This window comes from Candidatus Poseidonia alphae (assembly GCF_943787815.1).
Lineage (GTDB): Archaea > Thermoplasmatota > Poseidoniia > Poseidoniales > Poseidoniaceae > Poseidonia > Poseidonia alphae.
Genome location: NZ_CALSNW010000002.1, coordinates 188,816 through 205,099, shown reverse-complemented (window position 1 = coordinate 205,099; position 16,284 = coordinate 188,816). Strand labels below are relative to the sequence as shown.

Genomic DNA, 16,284 nt, shown 5'->3' with positions numbered 1-16,284 from the left:
ATGAAACAATCAATTCAAATCTTTTTTGTCCTAACGTTGTTCCTTCTTGCACCGCTTTCGGGTTGTTTTGGTGAAGACGGCGATGCAAAGGTCGTTGCAACATTAGAAATTGATGACACGCAATCCATGACGGCTGCAAGAGGACAATTCTACACTCTATCCGTTGACAGTACCGTTGATTGGACCATCAGTCGTTCTCCTGGAGCATTTTTCCAGGATGAGTTTGGGGTGCTGAGAGATGATGTGAACTACACGCTTCCTGCCTCCCAAACCGAAATCACCATGCTGATTCTGGACTCCGAAAGGGATACTGTCGAACTGAATATTTCCGCAGGCGACCAAGCATGGAACGCGACTCTTGTGCTAGAAGACAGTCAAGAGTTGATGTTGGTTGATGGGCGCAGGGCCTATGACACCATCGACATGCTCACTTCATCTTACAACAACCGTTGGTGTGGCTCAGCTTCAGTTCACGAAGGAGGCGCAGCATACGAAGCCGCAGCAGAAGCCATGGCCGAAAACATGAGAGGAATGGGCTTTGACTTTGTTGAAGTAACACGCTACGATGACGACCCTGACCAACTCAACGTTGTTGGATACAACTGGGGACGCGTTAATCCAGACGAGTACATTGTCGTAGGGGGGCATTTTGACATCGCCTACATGTTCACTCCTCCAGGCGGTGGAACCAATGAAGGGGCCAACGACGATACCTCAGGCTCTACCGTTTCTCTTGAGATGGCCCAAGCCCTTGCACAGATGGAATTTGACCACACTGTGGTTGCCGGACTCTGGGCTTGTGAAGAAGAGGGCCTCTTGGGCTCCCTTGCTTATGTAGCCCACCTGCCCGAGAACGTCTCGGTCAAAGCATACATGAATTTTGACATGGTTTCTCTCAACTATCCAATCGTACCCCGAACCGAACCTCTCATTGGACCTGGAGGGGAAATATTCTCAGCAACTCGGTACGATTGGAGCATCGATATTGCTGGGGCAAGTGACGAGAACATGAATCGGATGCATGATTGGGTTGGACAGACCATTGAGGACGACCTCGCCTATGAACCAACTGAAGGGAATCCGATCATGTGGAACATTGCTGAATCGTGTGCCTCAGACCACTGTGCATTCTTCTCCGAAGGTTACCCCACCTTCAATTTCTTCAGCCCAGGTGGGGAAATCTCATTCTGGCAGGAGTGGCACTCTCCATCTGACACCCTTGAATTCATGACGGCTAAAGCAGGCGGTGAAGAGGAAATGGCGAGCGGATTTAACAGCCTTGTATGGTCATCGCTGGACCTCTTCATTCGGGTTGACAATGCAGAAGATTTCCACGGTACGTGGAAGGAATAATCATTCCGTTGTTATCGCAACACGGTTGACAAAGAGCCCGACTAAACAACCTAACGGTGCGACCATCATGCTGAGGAACAAGACGGGCATGCTTACAAAAATTGGTTGCTTTGCCTCCACCAAACGCTCCCATGTCCATCGCCCTGCCAGCAGGTCAAAGGCAAGAAAGTGAAGCCATCCGATGAGGATGACTCTTTCGTCGGAGAACATATCAATCACTGATTCAGGAGTCGGCATTTCGCTGCTCAAAGCCAAGAGAATGGATGGGAGGTTTGGTATGACGGCTATCGTGTATGCGAGCAAAAGGGGAGCCAAAAAGAGCCACTCGTTGCTCATCATCTGTTTCGTTCGCTCATGTTGAGGAGCAAACCACATCATCAGCCAAAACGGCAGTATATACAGGCTGGAAAACCAAAAAAGGGCGTTGATCATTGTCGTCATTGTATCCCTTCTTGTTGGGCCATGATGTTCAATGCTTCCTCTAATACGGTGGTGTTGGCCCAGTATTTACTGGATGTCCATGCGATTCCGCCTTCACTGTCAATGACTTGCAAGGTTGGGGTCACCGGCTCCCCAAAGGCGGTGACCAGACCAACGTCCGTCATGCGCCCGGTTTCGCGGTCGATCACCGTGGTTGAAGCGTCTGGAAGAAGCACTGGCCATGGAGCATAATGTTCGCTGGAGTCGTTCCCGTACCGAAGCTCCATGTCTTCCTTCGTTTCAAACTCAGGATAACGATGGACAGAAATGATGGTGGTTGTGTTTGAAATGTTTCCAGCGTTCATTTCACTGCGTATGAGGTCTGTCCAGTCGTGACATCCACTGCATCCGGATGCTACCCATAGCATCAGAATGGGTCCATCAAAACTGTTGCGTAAATCATGCTGACTTCCGAGGTCTTCTGCTCGGTCCAACGTTGGTGCAATAAACGATAATTTTGAGGGGATTGGGGTGGATTCTTCTGATTCTGTGGACTCCATTGCATCGATTTCTACAGGAGCAGTACAACCCGCAAGAACGATGATGCTGACCACACATAGAACTAGGACAACGAGGTTCTTCATGGGTCTAACTCGGTCATTGACTATTTGAATCGCTGTTCTCACCAGGGAAACATGACGACCCAATAGATTCCGTCCCAAAAGGTGCATTGAATCGAGAGCATAACAGAACCAATGACCACACGGTTAGCATGGGGCAGAGTCTCCCGAGACGACCAAGCAAGGACTCCGAATCCAACGGATGCTACGCCTGCAGTAAGGAGCAGACCAATGGTCACAACCGTCAACAGAAGACTTGGTCCCTCAAGGTGCATTCGGGTCGCATCGATCCAAAGCATGGATGGTATGAGAAATGCTGCATAGAGCAAGAACAACCGTTGCGCTCCCTTTCCATCAACTTCTCGTCCAGGCCACTGTAGGCTTGCTGCTTCGTCTTCAGTCCAGCCAAAGAAGAACTGGTACCACATCAGAAGGTACCCCACGGCTGCTACAAACATCCACGGCACGATGAATTGCTGCATTGAGGGAGATACACCTCCCCAGTAGTCCAGTGGGTCATTGACAGCATTAACTCCGCGAATGTAGGAGAGTAAGATCAGCGGCCCCACAAAAAATGAAAACCAAAACACATTTTTTCGGTTCATTCTTCACTGGCTCCTTGATGTTGTGCGGACAGTGCGGCGGTCCGGCGGAGGAAGGGGCTGTAAAGAGCGGGTAGGATGAGCAAGCTCGTAAGCAATGCAAGGGTGATGGCGACCACGAAGGCTTGGCCAAACAAACGCAAGGGCAGCAAGGCAGACAAGTTGAGAACTGCAAATCCTCCCGCGGTCGTCAAGGCAGCGCCTCCCATGGCGCGCCCTGTCGTGGCGGTTGACCGAGCGACCCATTCGTGGGGTGTACCAAACGGAGCATGTGCGGCTTCTTCCTCTAACCGAGTCGTGAAGTGAACTGCATAATCTACTCCAAGACCGAGCGATAAAGCGCCGATGGTAACGGTTTGAGAATTGATGTTGTAGCCTGTATAGCCCATTAAGCCGTACACCCAAACAACGACCATCATCAAAGGAATCCAAGAGACGAACCCTCGTTGCATACCCTCCTTGAGGTTGTTCTGGTTACGAACGGTGTGAATTCCTGTGAGCATCAGAAGAATAACCACCGCAACGATTGCAGTAGACTGAATCGAAGCATTCGCCACATCAGAAGTGGTTTGAGCATTGATGAGGCTGCGTCCACTCAGGCGCAATGTGAAACTCTCATCGATATCTCCCGACATCACGACGAGGGCTGCTTCCATTCGTTCAGCAAAGGCAACTGTTGCAGCCCAATCCAGGGTTTCAGCTTGGAAGGAGATGACGGTTTGGCCCCCGTCCCGTGCGAGAAGGCTCTTTGTCATCTCAATGCCGGTAGTATTTTCCAGGGCCCATGTTTCAAGAGCCAGCCATGCATTATCGTTACCGTCGTCGATTGATGTGAGAAGACTGTCGAGGCCACTGTCCTGCAATCTTGCTTGTTCAAGAACATCCCACAACCCGTTGGGAACGCCGTTAACGTCTGGATTTGAACTGAGATCTTCCGAAGCGACCCGCCAGGCATTCCTGCCTGATTCGGACATAATATCGCCATCAAGAACGATGTAAAGCGGTGAACGGCTTGTCCCAAATTCGTCACTAATCAGCAAAAAGTCACCCACTACCGGAACGGAGGTGTCGAGTTGGTCCCGTTGTTCGAAGGCTACTTCCAATTGCTGGAAGCCAAAGAACATCGGAACAAGCAAAATGACGGCGATCACTCCGACCATTTTGGGTCGTTGAGAAAGGGTTGCAATATTGTTGCTGATAGGCCCGATTTTTACCTTGCTGGCTTTGGTGAGAGGAAGCCGCTTTGGAGGCAAAATAAGCATCAAAGCAGGGAGTGCTGATATGCTCAAGAGATAGATGAAAAATAGACCGATAGCGATGACTGTTCCAAACACTTGCAAAAATGCTAGGCTGGATAGCCGGAAGGAAAGGAAACCTACGATATCGGTAAAGATAGCAATAAGAAGGGCAATGGATGTGAGAATGGTCCCCTGACGAATGGCTTTTTGGCGAATGGCGAAATCAAAATCCCTGAGGGTTTCACGACCCATGGGGTTTCGCTGTTCTTCATCGTGGAGTTCCTCTCGAATCCGTATAACGACGTGGAGGCCGTAATCCACACCGATGGCAAGCAGCAGTACTGGTATGGAATTCATGGCGGCATTGAACGTCATTGGAACGCCCGCAAACTGCAGCCATCCGGACAACCCATAGGTGGCGAGGATGGCCGTCACTGTAAGGCTTAGAACATAGGCGGTTTCACGTACGCTGCGGAAATTGAACCAGAGAATAATACCCAAAAGCAGCAGTGCAGCGCTGGTAAGAATACCGATTTCCTTCCCTACTGTTGCAGAGGAGTTCTCAGCAAATTGTGCAAACGAAAAGGTACGTAATTCCTCATCTCCAGTCTCCTCAGCGAGGGTGATTTCGAGAGCTTCTGCCCATGCGGTAAGGTCGGTTTGAACGTTATCAAGCACGTCGTAGCCAAAGTCAGCAGGTTCGCTGGAAACCACCAACGTAACGAGAATTGGTCCGTCGCTCACCCACGGGTTGCTCGAATCCTCACCGGGCAGGGAGGATAGGATACCGGTCCGGAAGTCAACGCTCTGAAGGCCCAAGAGCGGTCCAATTTGTCCTTGAATGGGTCCGATGACTGCCATTATTTGTCCTGTTTCAGCAGATTCCCGTCCGACAGATGCGCTCTGCAGTTGGCCCGTCAAAAGTCCCAATTCATCGGAGAGGTTAGCACCTGAGTCAAGTCGAGGGAGCCATTCAGCCGGTGTTCCTGCATCCCAATCGGTGAGCCGTTGGGCAGTTACAGGCTCAACAGCAGGTATGTTAAGGGCTGAGGCGGAGAGGTTGGAAAGTGCTGCTGTGAGGTTCTCTTGTCCCTGTGCGCTGAGAACCTCAACAATGGCATTTTGGAGCGGTACCAACCATTCTGATGCGGTAGTTTCGTCTTGAAGCATCTGCCATTGCATGGCGTTGCTTGCTGGGCCGTTGTTCGCCTGAGTGCCGAACAGCGGGAAATGATAGGGCTGGAAATTTGTATCGTTCAACATGATCGCTTCGATCGCAGCGAGATGCGTCCACGTATCCCCTACCAGGAGGTCGTTTTCCTCAATTTCATCAATGACACGGATGAAATCAATGTTTGAGCGGTATTCGCCCTCGACTTCGTTGAGCAGGTCAACGCTTGGATCGTCGGGGAAAAAACCGTCTTCACTGTTATCAAATTGAAGGTGCATTGCACCTGAGGCAAGCAGGAAAACGGCCAGCATAATGGCTCCAAAGGCCTTCTTTGGATGTTCGACACTGACTTCGGTTAACATCATGAAAGGATTTCGCATGATTTTCGCACATCTTCTTTCCTTATAACCGCCTGTTTGAAACTTCTACACATCGGGTTGAATGTCCAAGTCATCAAGATGCCGTGGGTTGAAATATCGTCATCGTAATAACGGATTATGAGCAACAAACAACTGTACTTTGGCTACGGGTCAAACATGGACCGCAAGGATTGGGTGCGATGGTGCTCAGATCACGGCGCTGAACCTTCAGGATTGATTGAACTCGGAACCGCTTGGCTTCCCGACTATACGCTTCAATTTCATTATTTTTCCACAAGCAGAAAGGCGGGTGCTGCAGATGTTGTTCCGGCTGGACGTGGTTCGGTTGTACCTGGATTGTTGTTTGAAGTGGACGAAAAAACCCTCACTGCAATCGATGAAAAGGAAGGGCTGCCCTACGCCTACGAGCGAAGAAACGTGACCGTGGTTGATGGTAGCGGTAGATTGAGACAAGCAATTACCTACACCGTTCAGAAACACCGATGTTCTGAGGATTATGAACAACCTGATGCCTCGTATGTTGAGTTGATACAACGGAATTTATCAAGGAATAAATTACCAATTGAACATTTAAATTATGCAATTGATGATATGCATGATAAAAAGTTTCTGAATGGAGTGTTTGTCTACGGTACGCTCCGCCAAGGAGAATCCCGTTCAAGCATCATGGCTGAGGCTGCGGATGGTAACATGGAACCTGCTACTGTTCGCGGCACACTCTATGACCATGGAGCATACCCTGGATTACGGGTGCAAGGAAAAGGAAACGTCGTTGGAGAGTTCTACCGTTGTAAAGACATCGCTAACACGCTGAAACGACTCGATGAAATCGAAGGATTCGCGTCGTATGACGACCATGAGGGGCTGTATCATCGTGCGGTGTTGAGCATCACGACCGAGGGAGGAGAGCGATGGGCATGGGCGTACATCACCAACCTCCCAACCTCAGAAGAAATCATTATCGAGAGCGGCGATTGGAGAAACCGTTGAGGCATTTACTCGTTAAGTTCCAACAAAACAGCACCTTGAGTCACCTGATCTCCTGCTTCAAAGTGAATTGCGGCAACAACTCCGTCTTTTGCTGCAACGATACGATGCTCCATTTTCATCGCTTCGAGAACCATCAAGGGAGTACCTGCTTGAACTTCTTGACCTGTTTTCACAAGAACGTCCAGGACTTTCCCCGGCATGGGGGCTACCAAACCGCCTTCGTGTTGCGAAGAGGTTGAGCCCGGTTCTATCCGCTCCCAACGATAGGTCTGGCCGGCGAGGTGGACCCACCACACGTCCCCGACTTTAGCCACGTGTGCGTATGCGGTTCGGCCATCGGATAGGCGAATCTTTAGACGCCCATCTCCCGTTGGTTCAAGAGTGTGACCAGCGAGTGAAAAGCCGGAATCCATGCGAGTTAAGGTCACCTCTATTGGACCGTTTGAAGAGGAGAACTGATGTTGCATCAAGGATACCTCCGATTCAAGGTTGAAAATGGGCTCGGCAAACCTTGTGATTCGCCATCAAGGCTGGAGGTGCTTGTTCGGTGCAAACCCATGGTCTCTCCTGCCGCAGCTGCTAGCAAAGATGCGTCTTCAAGGAGGGAGGCGACGGCTGGAGTCCACCCGTTAGGCCAATGTTCGTCGATGGTCGTTGTTGTGGTCGTCCCGTCGACAATGGGTTGGGCATCACACAGTTCCCGAAGGAAGCGCACGTTTGTGGTCGTGCCTAAAATGACAAAATCGTCCAAAGCGCGGCGCATCCGTTGCAGTGCCTCTTCACGCGATGGTGCCCAAACGATGAGTTTTGCGAGCATTGGGTCGTAATTTGGCGTTACGTTATCTCCTTCTCGAACACCGGTATCAAGGCGTATTCCTGGCCCTTCAGGAGGCCTAAATACTGCAAGAGGGCCAATGGATGGTAGGAAATTATTGGCTGCATCTTCCGCATAAAGTCGAACCTCAATAGCGTGCCCTCGAATGCTCAAGTCTCCGCACGACATGGGTAGCCCTGAAGCAATTCTCAACTGTTCTCGTACAATGTCGGTTCCTGTGACGAGTTCCGTTACCGGATGTTCCACCTGAATCCTTGTGTTCATCTCCAAAAAGAAAAACTCACCGGAGGGTGCTAAGAGGAATTCCACTGTTCCTGCCCCCTCATAGGAGACGGCTTGCGCTGCCTGAATGGCAGCTTGCCCCATCGCCTCTCTTAGTTCGCCTGTCATCGTGGGCCCAGGGGCCTCTTCAAACACCTTTTGATGGCGGCGTTGAACGCTGCATTCTCGTTCCCCAAGATGGATTGTTCTGCCGTGGCGGTCAGCGAGAACCTGAATCTCAATGTGCTTTGAGCCGTTCAAAAGCCGCTCAATGTAAATTCGGCCGTCACCAAATGCAGCCAAGGCCTCACGACGCGCCCCTTCTGCGGATTGGAGGAAATCGGAGGGGTCGTAAACAGCACGCATACCCTTTCCTCCGCCGCCGCTTGATGCTTTGAGTAGCAGTGGATAACCAACCCGTTCTGAAGCTTCGAGAAGAGCGTCCATGGCTTCATTTTCATCCTCGCTTTCAACTTCTTCACCTGGAATCACAGGGACGCCAGCACTACGCATTGTTTGGCGTGCAGTCATTTTGTCGCCCATCTGTTCAATGGCTTCGGGTGAGGGTCCAATCCAAATGATACCGGACTGTTTGACCGAACGTGCAAACGGTGCTCGTTCGGAAAGGAATCCGAATCCAGGATGTATGGCGTCCGAGCCGGTTGAAAGCGCAGCTTGGATGATTTGTTCTTGGTCAAGATAGGTCGTGGCGATGGTGTCCCCATCCAACACAACAAGTTCATCAGCCATTTCGGTGAATAAAGTTCCTTGGTCGTTTGGAGCGCAAACCGCTACGGTTTGAATTCCAGCTTCTCGGCATGCCCGAAGAATACGGCACGCAATTTCACCTCGGTTGGCGACGAGAACTTTGGCGATCATGGTCAAACCTCATTCGTTTTCTTCAGGCTTCCAGTTAGGTTGGCGCTTTTCAAGGAATGAAGACAAGCCTTCTTGTCCTTCATGTGAGCCACGCATTTTACTGGTGAAATCAAGGGTGTAATCGCGTAATCCGTCGTCACTTCCAGTCCATCGGTCGAAGTTTAGCGTCAGTTCTTTGGCCAGAGAAACTGCACATGGGCCAGTGGAAAGTACTTCTTTGGCCAGACTGTCAATTGCTGCAGGCAACGCATCGGTGTCGTCAACAACTTGTTCGATGAAACCAGTGCGCAACGCTTCTTCTGAACCAATTCGACTTGCCTGCATGGCTAGGCGCCGAAAGCAGGCAGAACCCAGGCGACGGTAGACATAGGGGCCAATAACTGCTGGGAGAATTCCGAGTTTACCCTCTGAAAGTGCTATTTTGACATTTGAAGTGGCGATGACATGGTCAAGGCAGGCAACAAGACCAGCCCCTCCGCCAAGAGCCACGCCTTGCACGGCTCCGATGGTAAAGCATGGATGAGCCCAAAGTCCGTTGAACAAGCGATCCAACCGTTCTGAATCCCTACGATTCTCTTCGGCGGTATTTGCTCCCGCATCTCGCATCATGTTGATGTCTGCACCAGCGCAGAAATGGCGCCCAGCGCCTGACAGGACGATGATGCGTAAGAAGGGGTTCCCGTTGCTATCGTGCAAGTCGCCCTGACGCCCAACGCTTCGTTCCGCAGTCCAATCAAACAAGGTACAAAGTTCGGTAATGAGTTGAACGTTGAGGGCGTTAAATTTCGCCTCACGATTGAGTTTTAAGTGACAAATGGCCTCATTGATTTCGATTGATACCAATTCGGTTTCGGGGGGTTGTTCCATTGAAATCATCTAAAATTCTCCAATTGCATTTTTGAATATTATATTGAAAACTTACATCCTGAAAATCCCGTACCGGTTGTCGGGGAGGGGGGCATTACGGGCAGAAGCCAAGCAGAGCCCGAGTACGTCTCGTGTATCCCTTGGATCAATGATGCCATCGTCCCAAAGACGGGCGGTTGAATAATACGGGCTGCCTTCGGTTTCGTATTTGTCGAGAATGGGTTGGCGGAATGCTTGGAGTTCATCGCCCTCCAGTGGAGGCAATCCTTCTCGCTGCCGTTGGTCTTGTTTGACCGTGGCGAGGACATCGGCTGCTTGAGGTCCGCCCATAACGGAGATTCGGCTGTTGGGCCACATAAAGAGGAAACGTGGGTCATAAGCCCGGCCGCACATACCGTAATTTCCAGCGCCGTGAGAACCACCGATGATGACGGTGAATTTGGGTACGCTCACGCAGGATACTGCAGTAACGAGTTTAGCACCATCTTTTGCAATTCCTCCAGCCTCATACGCTTGGCCAACCATGAAACCGGTGATGTTCTGAAGGAAGATGAGAGGGATGCCTCTTTGTCCGCACAATTCAACAAAATGCGCTCCTTTGAGGGATGACTCGGAGAAGAGAATGCCGTTGTTGGCGACAATACCAACCTTGTGGCCGTGAATGTGTGCGAATCCACAGACCAATGTGGTCCCGTACCGTGCCTTAAATTCATGGAATCGCGAACCATCAACGATTCGAGCGATGAGTTCACGAATATCAACTGGAGTTCTGTTGTCCGATGGAATCAACCCCAGGAGGTCTTCAACATCATGTGCCGGTTCCTCGGGCTCGCTGCTGGCTGCAGCAGCAAGGGAACGAGGGCCAAGGTTTTCAACAACGTTTCGAACCATGCGTAAGGCCTCATCCTCATCCTCAGCAAAATGGTCAGCAACACCGGATTGAACCGTGTGAACCTCTGCGCCTCCGAGGTCTTCAGCAGTAACTTCCTCCCCGGTAGCGGCTTTGACCAGAGGGGGGCCTGCAAGAAAAATAGTTCCGTTTCCTTTGACGATGATGGATTCATCCGACATAGCAGGGACATAAGCCCCACCTGCCGTACACGAGCCCAAGACGGCTGCAACCTGAGGAATCCCATCCCCTGACATGCGAGCCTGGTTGCGGAAAATGCGTCCGAAATGACCAATATCAGGAAATACCTCGTCTTGCATGGGCAAAAAGGCACCGCCAGAGTCAACGAGGTAGATGCAGGGCAGGTTGTTCTCGTGAGCTACGGTTTGTGCTCGGATGTGTTTCTTGACCGTCATTGGATAATATGAGCCGCCTTTGACGGTTGCATCGTTGGCTACGAAGAGGCACTCACGTCCGTGAACCATTCCAATACCCGTCACGATGCCCGCAGAGTGGGCTCTACCGTCGTAAAGTTCGTGAGCCGCAAGGGGAGAGAGTTCCAAAAATGCCGTTCCTGGGTCAATGATACGCTCGATTCGCTCCCTCGGCAGATGTTTCCCCCGTGAACGATGTCGATCGACGTATTTCCCACCGCCTCCGTTCGAAGCGGTAGCAAGGCGTTCACGCAATTGAGCAATCAACGCTTCATTGTGCTTCTTGCGTTCGGAAAATTCAGGGTCTGCACGATTCACCCGACTTGGTAAACGGTCCATCTCAACGCCTCACTTTCAGCCAAGGCAGTGTCGCATTTAATTGCATGGAATCCAATTGAAGCGGAGAGAACACCCTGAGTTCAAACCCCAAGCATCAACCGACCAATGTCTCTGAGGCCTGGAGCCAACCCGACAATCAACACTGCAAGGACGATTAAGAGTCTGAAATGTTGTTGTCGCTGTTCAACCCGCATCTGGACGAAAAGCCAGACGATAAGACCGACCAAAACGCCCTTTATGATGGCAAAGAACCAGGCTCCTTCGCCCCATGAGATTCCAATCACGTCATTGATTCGCCCACCGAATTGTATCACTGCATCACTCACTGGGTGCTTTTCTCCGTATCCAAAGAAATCAATCCCCATCATCGTAGCAAACCCATCGGACAATTGCCCAAAGACCATACCGAGGACCATTGGGTGTGCAAGAAGCGCTTTGTTTGACAGAAATTCAACGGGATGTGATGCCCACTTTTCGGGTTGACTTTCCCATTCTTTCAGGCCAATGCCTTGTGGGAGTACACCCGCAGTATACCCGGTTAACTTGAGTTGGAGCGCATCTTCCCTCCCTGCCCGATACATGAACCAGCAAATCAAGGCAGGTAGCCCCAGCACGATGAAAACAGGCCACAACGTGACATCATTGGAAACACGACCGCTCTCCTGTGCCCAAGGTGTCGATATGAATTGACCCCAATGGCCAAGCCCGAGGACAATCGCTCCAACTGCAAAGGACAACATCCCTCGTGTGATGGCTTCCCATCCACGCGTTTGTGCCATCGTGAACCACATCATCAAACAGGCAACAATCAGTCCTGCGAGTGCGACGGAAAAGGAAGATTCTGGATGGTCAAGGTATGCAGGCCTGTAAAGCCAATACCACTGTACCATCAGCGCAAGGAAGAGGAACCCAAGAATAAGCGTTGATTGACGTTCTTCAGCCTCGTCCCCATGGACGCCGTTCCAAGCCCGCCCCAGCAAATGACTGATCACCGCAATACCAACCAACCATCCTGCTAAATGAAGATGAATCAGAGGTGAAATGAACAGCACGTCTTGGGAAGAGGAAAAGAAGTCTGCATCTTCCAACACACGCATGACTGGTGCAAGACAGACCCATGCAATGAGGGCAAGCGTCATCTTCTCGTCACTGGGCAGGTTCCATTTTCGGAACATCGCCTGCAGTAAGACGACCGATGAAAGCATGCTCAGGGTGTAAATGGCCGTATTTTGTGGGGTATATCCCGCATCCCCCGCAACACCAGCATCTTTGACAACGGGGTCCCAAATGATCGGCTTTAGGGTATCCGTCCACACGGTGTCGAATGCGAGAATCAGGCCAGCCATGGCAATGAGGCCAATTCCAATCGCACCCCAAATGACAACTTTCTCGCCCGGAGAATACTCATTATCGGGCAGTGGAGCATCCCAAACAACATCTTCGTATTCGTCTTCATCAACGTCCATTGTCCGACCTCTGTAACCATGGGGGAATCGTACCCCCCTATCGTTGTAACTCTAAGGAGAACTGATCAGCATTCATTCCTCTTCTTGCGAGAGGCGAGCGATCAAGTCTGCTTTCTTTCCACCAACTGGAAGTCCTGCAGCCTTGAGGCGTTCTTTGAGTTCTGCAACGGAAAGCTTGGACAGGTCTTCGCTGTGAGTCGTGGTCGTGGTCGTGGTCGTGGTCGTGGTCGTCTTCGTCCTCAACACCAAATCCACGGGGTTCGTGAACTTCAATGAATGAGACCTTGCCACATTCGACTGCATCACGAATAATGGTGACCAATCGGAACTTGAGCATGGCTGCGTTGGTGTCAAACAGCATGGTTTGAGGGATGACGATATTCAAATCATCTCCATCAAAGGAGACCTTGAATTCGCTGTGTCCAGTGTTGGCTTCAAGAAGAGCCATGACTTGGTCTTCCTTTCCTTCAACGACCTTGACAATCTTGAACGTGTACTTGAGGGTCTTACCAGCCATAGGGTGGTTGTAATCGATTCGAGCACGTCCAGCAGCAAGGTAAGACAAGTGTCCTTGTTTGTTGTTGATGTTGACGGGGGCGCCGATGTAAAGTGAATTTGGGTCTTGAACAGCACGGATGAGTTTGTCGATGCTGATGGTTTCAATCTGGGTGATGTCTTTCTCTCCATAGGCTTCAGCAGGAGCGATAAGAACCTCAATTTCCTTGTTGGCTTTTGCTTCTCCCAATGCGGCTTCAAAGCCAGGGATGAGCTGACCGCCACCGACGACACAGACCATTGGTTGGTAGGTTCGACTTTCTTGGTGTGATTCGTGCTCTTTTGCAACTTTTTCACGAGTGGTTTCGATGAGTTCACCGGTTTCACCGTTATACAATTCATAATCAACGTGGACAATAGTTCCTTCTTCCATGGTAATGCCTCCAAAGGGGATGTTTCGGCGACCGACCTCCCCTTCATAATTCCATTGGAAGAATTCATTCTTCTTCTGAAGGGATTAATTCGCCATTATTGGTTGTCAGTGTATCGTTTTTGCCCTGTGAAAGAGCGACCAATGTCATGCCTCCAATCATCAGGCCCCAGCCCGCCCAAACAGCATGGGAGTGGGGGAGGACGTAAATGGTGACCCGCACCAACTCGACGGATTCAAGTCCGTCTTGTTGAACCGTCTGCATCAACGCATTGGACTGACTGCCGTCAAAAATAAACACAATATCGCCGGTTAATCGAGTCAATGTATCAACCTCAGAACGCGGGAGGTCTTGAGCGTCAAACCGGAGCATTCCCGGCCGAACTTCACCGATTTCCTTTGCCGTACCATCGGAAAGGATGTCATAGATTCGGATGTTAACACCAACAAAGCCGTCACCAACTTCCAACCCTTCATCTTCCAATAGAAGTTCAGTAAACTCATACCCTATCCCTTCATGGACAATCATTTCGTTCTTGACCAAAGATAGACGGTGACTCGCGTCTCCTCGGTCAACCAATGTCGTGGTTGAAAGATGACCGAGGAGCAACAGAAGCAATCCGAAGTGGACAATATGAGCGCCTAATGGAATTCTCCGGAGCGTCCCTTTTTTCTTGGCCACTGCGATTTGCCGAACCACTTCTCGTCCAACAGGCGCCCCAGCAAGCAGTAAGAATGGGAGGCTGAACCAGACGATATGGCCACGTTGAAGTTGTTGGGAAATCGGAGTGCTTGAATCTGCACCGAGTGAATCGGGGAAGAGAAGGGCGCCGATTAAAGCGACTGCTGTTGCACCACCAAGGAGGTACAAATTTTGAGTGGAGTCATCTTTTCTTCTCATGTACAAGAATAAACAAACACCGATGGCCGTCAGAAATGGAGCCCCGTAGAGTTCATGCGCATCAAAATTGATGGCGTCAATGCTTGAGATCAGCAAAACCCAGGTCAGTACCAAATAGAGGTTGACGACGAGAACGCTGCCCCACAAGGCCAATTTTAATTGCACCTTGCGACTGTTCATCGAAGGTGAATCTTGTTCATCGGTTGGAGCCAGTAACCACGGCAGGACGAACGTGACGAGCATCAGTGCTGCAACAGGCAACTCCAACATTTGCGACCAAGCGAGCGATAATCCCATCACCACGCCTGCAGCCGCCCACGGCCAAGCCACCAAAGCAGAGGGAGCGTAATACAACGGCAAGAAAAGAGCTGCAAAAATCATGATGATGAAGACGTCCTCTGTCAAAGCAAAGAACAAAACCGTGAGAATCGCATGCAATGGCAGCGATGTGAGGGTGGTGTAGGACCAAGCTTCCGTATCCATTGCATCGGGTTTGGAAGCCCTCTTTTGATATGCTAACCCCATGGGAAGCAAGAGAAGTCCTACGAAAAGGGCATCCGGGACCAACGCCCACGTCATTCCATCCAAATCTGAAAAGAAGAGAGCGCCAATCAGCGCAACACAGGCAGGCACAGCAGAAACCCAAACAGCAGATTCTCGAAGGGGTTGATTGCGATATTGCCCCCTCTGTACTGCAAACCAACAACCGATTAAAATCATCATCCAAGCGGTGTAGGTCATGATCTCCGTGGCCGCAGGATTCTCTTTGAGAACCATTAGACGTCCAAACACGTTTTCGGGTAGCGTCCCAGAATCGTCAGTAACAAAGGTGTGAATTGATGATGCCCAAACTCCTCCGGCTCGGGTTACCGTTGTAGCAAAAATGGCTAAGACGCCCGTTAGAATTGCTCCACCGGACCAAATTGAAGGGTGAATGCTCCCCGGTCGGGTCCGCAAGTGTACCAGCCCAACCAATGCCAGCCATGGAAGAAGCGAACCCGTTTCAACGGGGTCCCAGGCCCAGTAACCCCCCCAATCAAGAATGAGATAGGCCCAAAGGCCACCAAGTCCAATTCCAACGGTGGCGATGATGAGAGCCGGTCGGGCTACGGTTAAGGTTCGTTCCTGAAGTGACTCGTTGTTGTTGAGATACGCACTGGAGAGGCCAATGCTGGTTAATTGGAAACAGAGCGCATAGGTCAAGAAGATGAGAGGTGGATGTATCACCATCAAATCGGTTTGCAGCAGAGGGTTCAGTCCACCACCAAAAAACAACTGCGGCGTGGGCTTGAAGGGGTCCAATGAAAAGGAAATGAGCAACAAGGCTAAGGTTGAGATGTGGGAGATTCGAAGTCGGGTGTGGTAAAGTTTGAAATCTCCTTCTTCGCCTTTGAGTGGACGCCTCAAAAGCCACGATAAAAGCCCCATCCAGCCCACCCACATCAGAAGTGGACCTTCCCGAGCGGCCCACGTTGCGGCAAAACGATATTTGAGAGGAAGGGCCTCTCCGCCGAATGCAGCAACATGGTAAATTGAGACGTCATTAACGATGAACAAGCCTGCTAGAACGAAAAACGGCATTCCGAGGAGAAGGTGCAAAGCGGTGGATAACCCAGGGCTGCGTTCGTGAAGCGCTGGGCGCCATATCAGGACACAAAGTGAGATGAGAGACAGCCAAAGTGTCGCCCCCCACATGATACAAGGTGGAAGCCCG

13 protein-coding genes are annotated in these 16,284 nt (G+C 50.9%); 2 read left to right on the top strand and 11 right to left on the bottom strand.

All coding sequences use genetic code 11. The features are described 5' to 3' along the window. On the top strand, positions 1–1,353 hold the full coding sequence (locus AAA857_RS04650; RefSeq protein ID WP_338173613.1) for a M28 family peptidase: 1,353 nt from the start codon (positions 1–3) through the stop codon (positions 1,351–1,353). Here AAA857_RS04650 and AAA857_RS04645 read toward each other — a convergent pair whose 3' ends face one another. The 4 genes from AAA857_RS04645 to AAA857_RS04630 are packed head-to-tail and all read right to left on the bottom strand — an operon-like array spanning position 1,354 to position 5,784. Next, positions 1,354–1,794, bottom strand: a complete 441-nt coding sequence (locus AAA857_RS04645) for an ABA4-like family protein (RefSeq protein ID WP_338173611.1) — start codon at positions 1,792–1,794, stop codon at positions 1,354–1,356. Next, a complete protein-coding gene (locus tag AAA857_RS04640; protein WP_338173608.1) occupies positions 1,791–2,417 on the bottom strand; it encodes a hypothetical protein in 627 nt (208 codons plus the stop codon). Before AAA857_RS04640 ends, AAA857_RS04645 begins: the two co-directional genes overlap by 4 nt. 38 nt (positions 2,418–2,455) lie before the next feature. Then, positions 2,456–2,998 carry a hypothetical protein gene (locus tag AAA857_RS04635; protein ID WP_338173605.1) on the bottom strand — a complete coding sequence of 181 codons (543 nt, stop codon included), beginning with the start codon at positions 2,996–2,998 and terminating at the stop codon, positions 2,456–2,458. Beyond that, positions 2,995–5,784 carry an MMPL family transporter gene (locus tag AAA857_RS04630; protein WP_338173603.1) on the bottom strand — a complete coding sequence of 930 codons (2,790 nt, stop codon included), beginning with the start codon at positions 5,782–5,784 and terminating at the stop codon, positions 2,995–2,997. Before AAA857_RS04630 ends, AAA857_RS04635 begins: the two co-directional genes overlap by 4 nt. Before the next feature lie 117 nt (positions 5,785–5,901). Here AAA857_RS04630 and AAA857_RS04625 point away from each other — a divergent pair, with 117 nt between their 5' ends. Continuing rightward, positions 5,902–6,774 carry a gamma-glutamylcyclotransferase gene (locus AAA857_RS04625; RefSeq protein WP_338173601.1) on the top strand — a complete coding sequence of 291 codons (873 nt, stop codon included), beginning with the start codon at positions 5,902–5,904 and terminating at the stop codon, positions 6,772–6,774. Between the two features lie 5 nt (positions 6,775–6,779). On the opposite strand, the gene AAA857_RS04620 is transcribed toward AAA857_RS04625, so the two are convergent. The 7 genes from AAA857_RS04620 to ccsA all read right to left on the bottom strand — a co-directional run bounded on the left by AAA857_RS04620 (position 6,780) and on the right by ccsA (position 16,265). Further along, entirely contained in the window at positions 6,780–7,187 is a 408-nt protein-coding gene (locus AAA857_RS04620) for a biotin/lipoyl-containing protein (RefSeq protein WP_338173599.1), read from the bottom strand. A gap of 53 nt (positions 7,188–7,240) precedes the next feature. Continuing rightward, positions 7,241–8,749, bottom strand: a complete 1,509-nt coding sequence (locus AAA857_RS04615; RefSeq protein ID WP_338173597.1) for a biotin carboxylase N-terminal domain-containing protein — start codon at positions 8,747–8,749, stop codon at positions 7,241–7,243. 9 nt (positions 8,750–8,758) lie between these two features. Further along, complete coding sequence (locus AAA857_RS04610) at positions 8,759–9,616, bottom strand: enoyl-CoA hydratase-related protein (protein WP_338173595.1); 858 nt, start codon at positions 9,614–9,616, stop codon at positions 8,759–8,761. Between the two features lie 51 nt (positions 9,617–9,667). After that, positions 9,668–11,278 (bottom strand): carboxyl transferase domain-containing protein, encoded by a 1,611-nt coding sequence (locus tag AAA857_RS04605; RefSeq protein ID WP_338173592.1) that lies wholly within the window; start codon positions 11,276–11,278, stop codon positions 9,668–9,670. An 80-nt stretch (positions 11,279–11,358) separates the two neighbouring features. Next, positions 11,359–12,744: a DUF63 family protein gene (locus tag AAA857_RS04600; RefSeq protein WP_338173590.1), complete on the bottom strand. Its 1,386-nt coding sequence runs from the start codon at positions 12,742–12,744 to the stop codon at positions 11,359–11,361. 37 nt (positions 12,745–12,781) lie between these two features. Continuing rightward, on the bottom strand, positions 12,782–13,672 hold the full coding sequence (locus AAA857_RS04595; RefSeq protein ID WP_338173588.1) for a peptidylprolyl isomerase: 891 nt from the start codon (positions 13,670–13,672) through the stop codon (positions 12,782–12,784). 64 nt (positions 13,673–13,736) lie between these two features. Continuing rightward, positions 13,737–16,265, bottom strand: a complete 2,529-nt coding sequence (ccsA, locus tag AAA857_RS04590; protein ID WP_338173586.1) for a cytochrome c biogenesis protein CcsA — start codon at positions 16,263–16,265, stop codon at positions 13,737–13,739. Positions 16,266–16,284: the final 19 nt, after the last annotated feature.

Excerpts from the sequence above, each read along its gene's own strand:
- AAA857_RS04595 (WP_338173588.1), bottom strand. The coding sequence starts at position 13,672 with ATGGAAGAAGGAACTATTGTCCACGTTGATTATGAATTGTATAACGGT.
- AAA857_RS04605 (WP_338173592.1), bottom strand. The coding sequence starts at position 11,278 with ATGGACCGTTTACCAAGTCGGGTGAATCGTGCAGACCCTGAATTTTCC.
- AAA857_RS04650 (WP_338173613.1), top strand. The coding sequence starts at position 1 with ATGAAACAATCAATTCAAATCTTTTTTGTCCTAACGTTGTTCCTTCTT.
- AAA857_RS04610 (WP_338173595.1), bottom strand. The coding sequence starts at position 9,616 with ATGGAACAACCCCCCGAAACCGAATTGGTATCAATCGAAATCAATGAG.
- AAA857_RS04630 (WP_338173603.1), bottom strand. The coding sequence starts at position 5,784 with ATGCGAAATCCTTTCATGATGTTAACCGAAGTCAGTGTCGAACATCCA.
- ccsA (WP_338173586.1), bottom strand. The coding sequence starts at position 16,265 with ATGTGGGGGGCGACACTTTGGCTGTCTCTCATCTCACTTTGTGTCCTG.
- AAA857_RS04625 (WP_338173601.1), top strand. The coding sequence starts at position 5,902 with ATGAGCAACAAACAACTGTACTTTGGCTACGGGTCAAACATGGACCGC.
- AAA857_RS04600 (WP_338173590.1), bottom strand. The coding sequence starts at position 12,744 with ATGGACGTTGATGAAGACGAATACGAAGATGTTGTTTGGGATGCTCCA.
- AAA857_RS04620 (WP_338173599.1), bottom strand. The coding sequence starts at position 7,187 with ATGGATTCCGGCTTTTCACTCGCTGGTCACACTCTTGAACCAACGGGA.
- AAA857_RS04615 (WP_338173597.1), bottom strand. The coding sequence starts at position 8,749 with ATGATCGCCAAAGTTCTCGTCGCCAACCGAGGTGAAATTGCGTGCCGT.
- AAA857_RS04640 (WP_338173608.1), bottom strand. The coding sequence starts at position 2,417 with ATGAAGAACCTCGTTGTCCTAGTTCTATGTGTGGTCAGCATCATCGTT.
- AAA857_RS04635 (WP_338173605.1), bottom strand. The coding sequence starts at position 2,998 with ATGAACCGAAAAAATGTGTTTTGGTTTTCATTTTTTGTGGGGCCGCTG.
- AAA857_RS04645 (WP_338173611.1), bottom strand. The coding sequence starts at position 1,794 with ATGACGACAATGATCAACGCCCTTTTTTGGTTTTCCAGCCTGTATATA.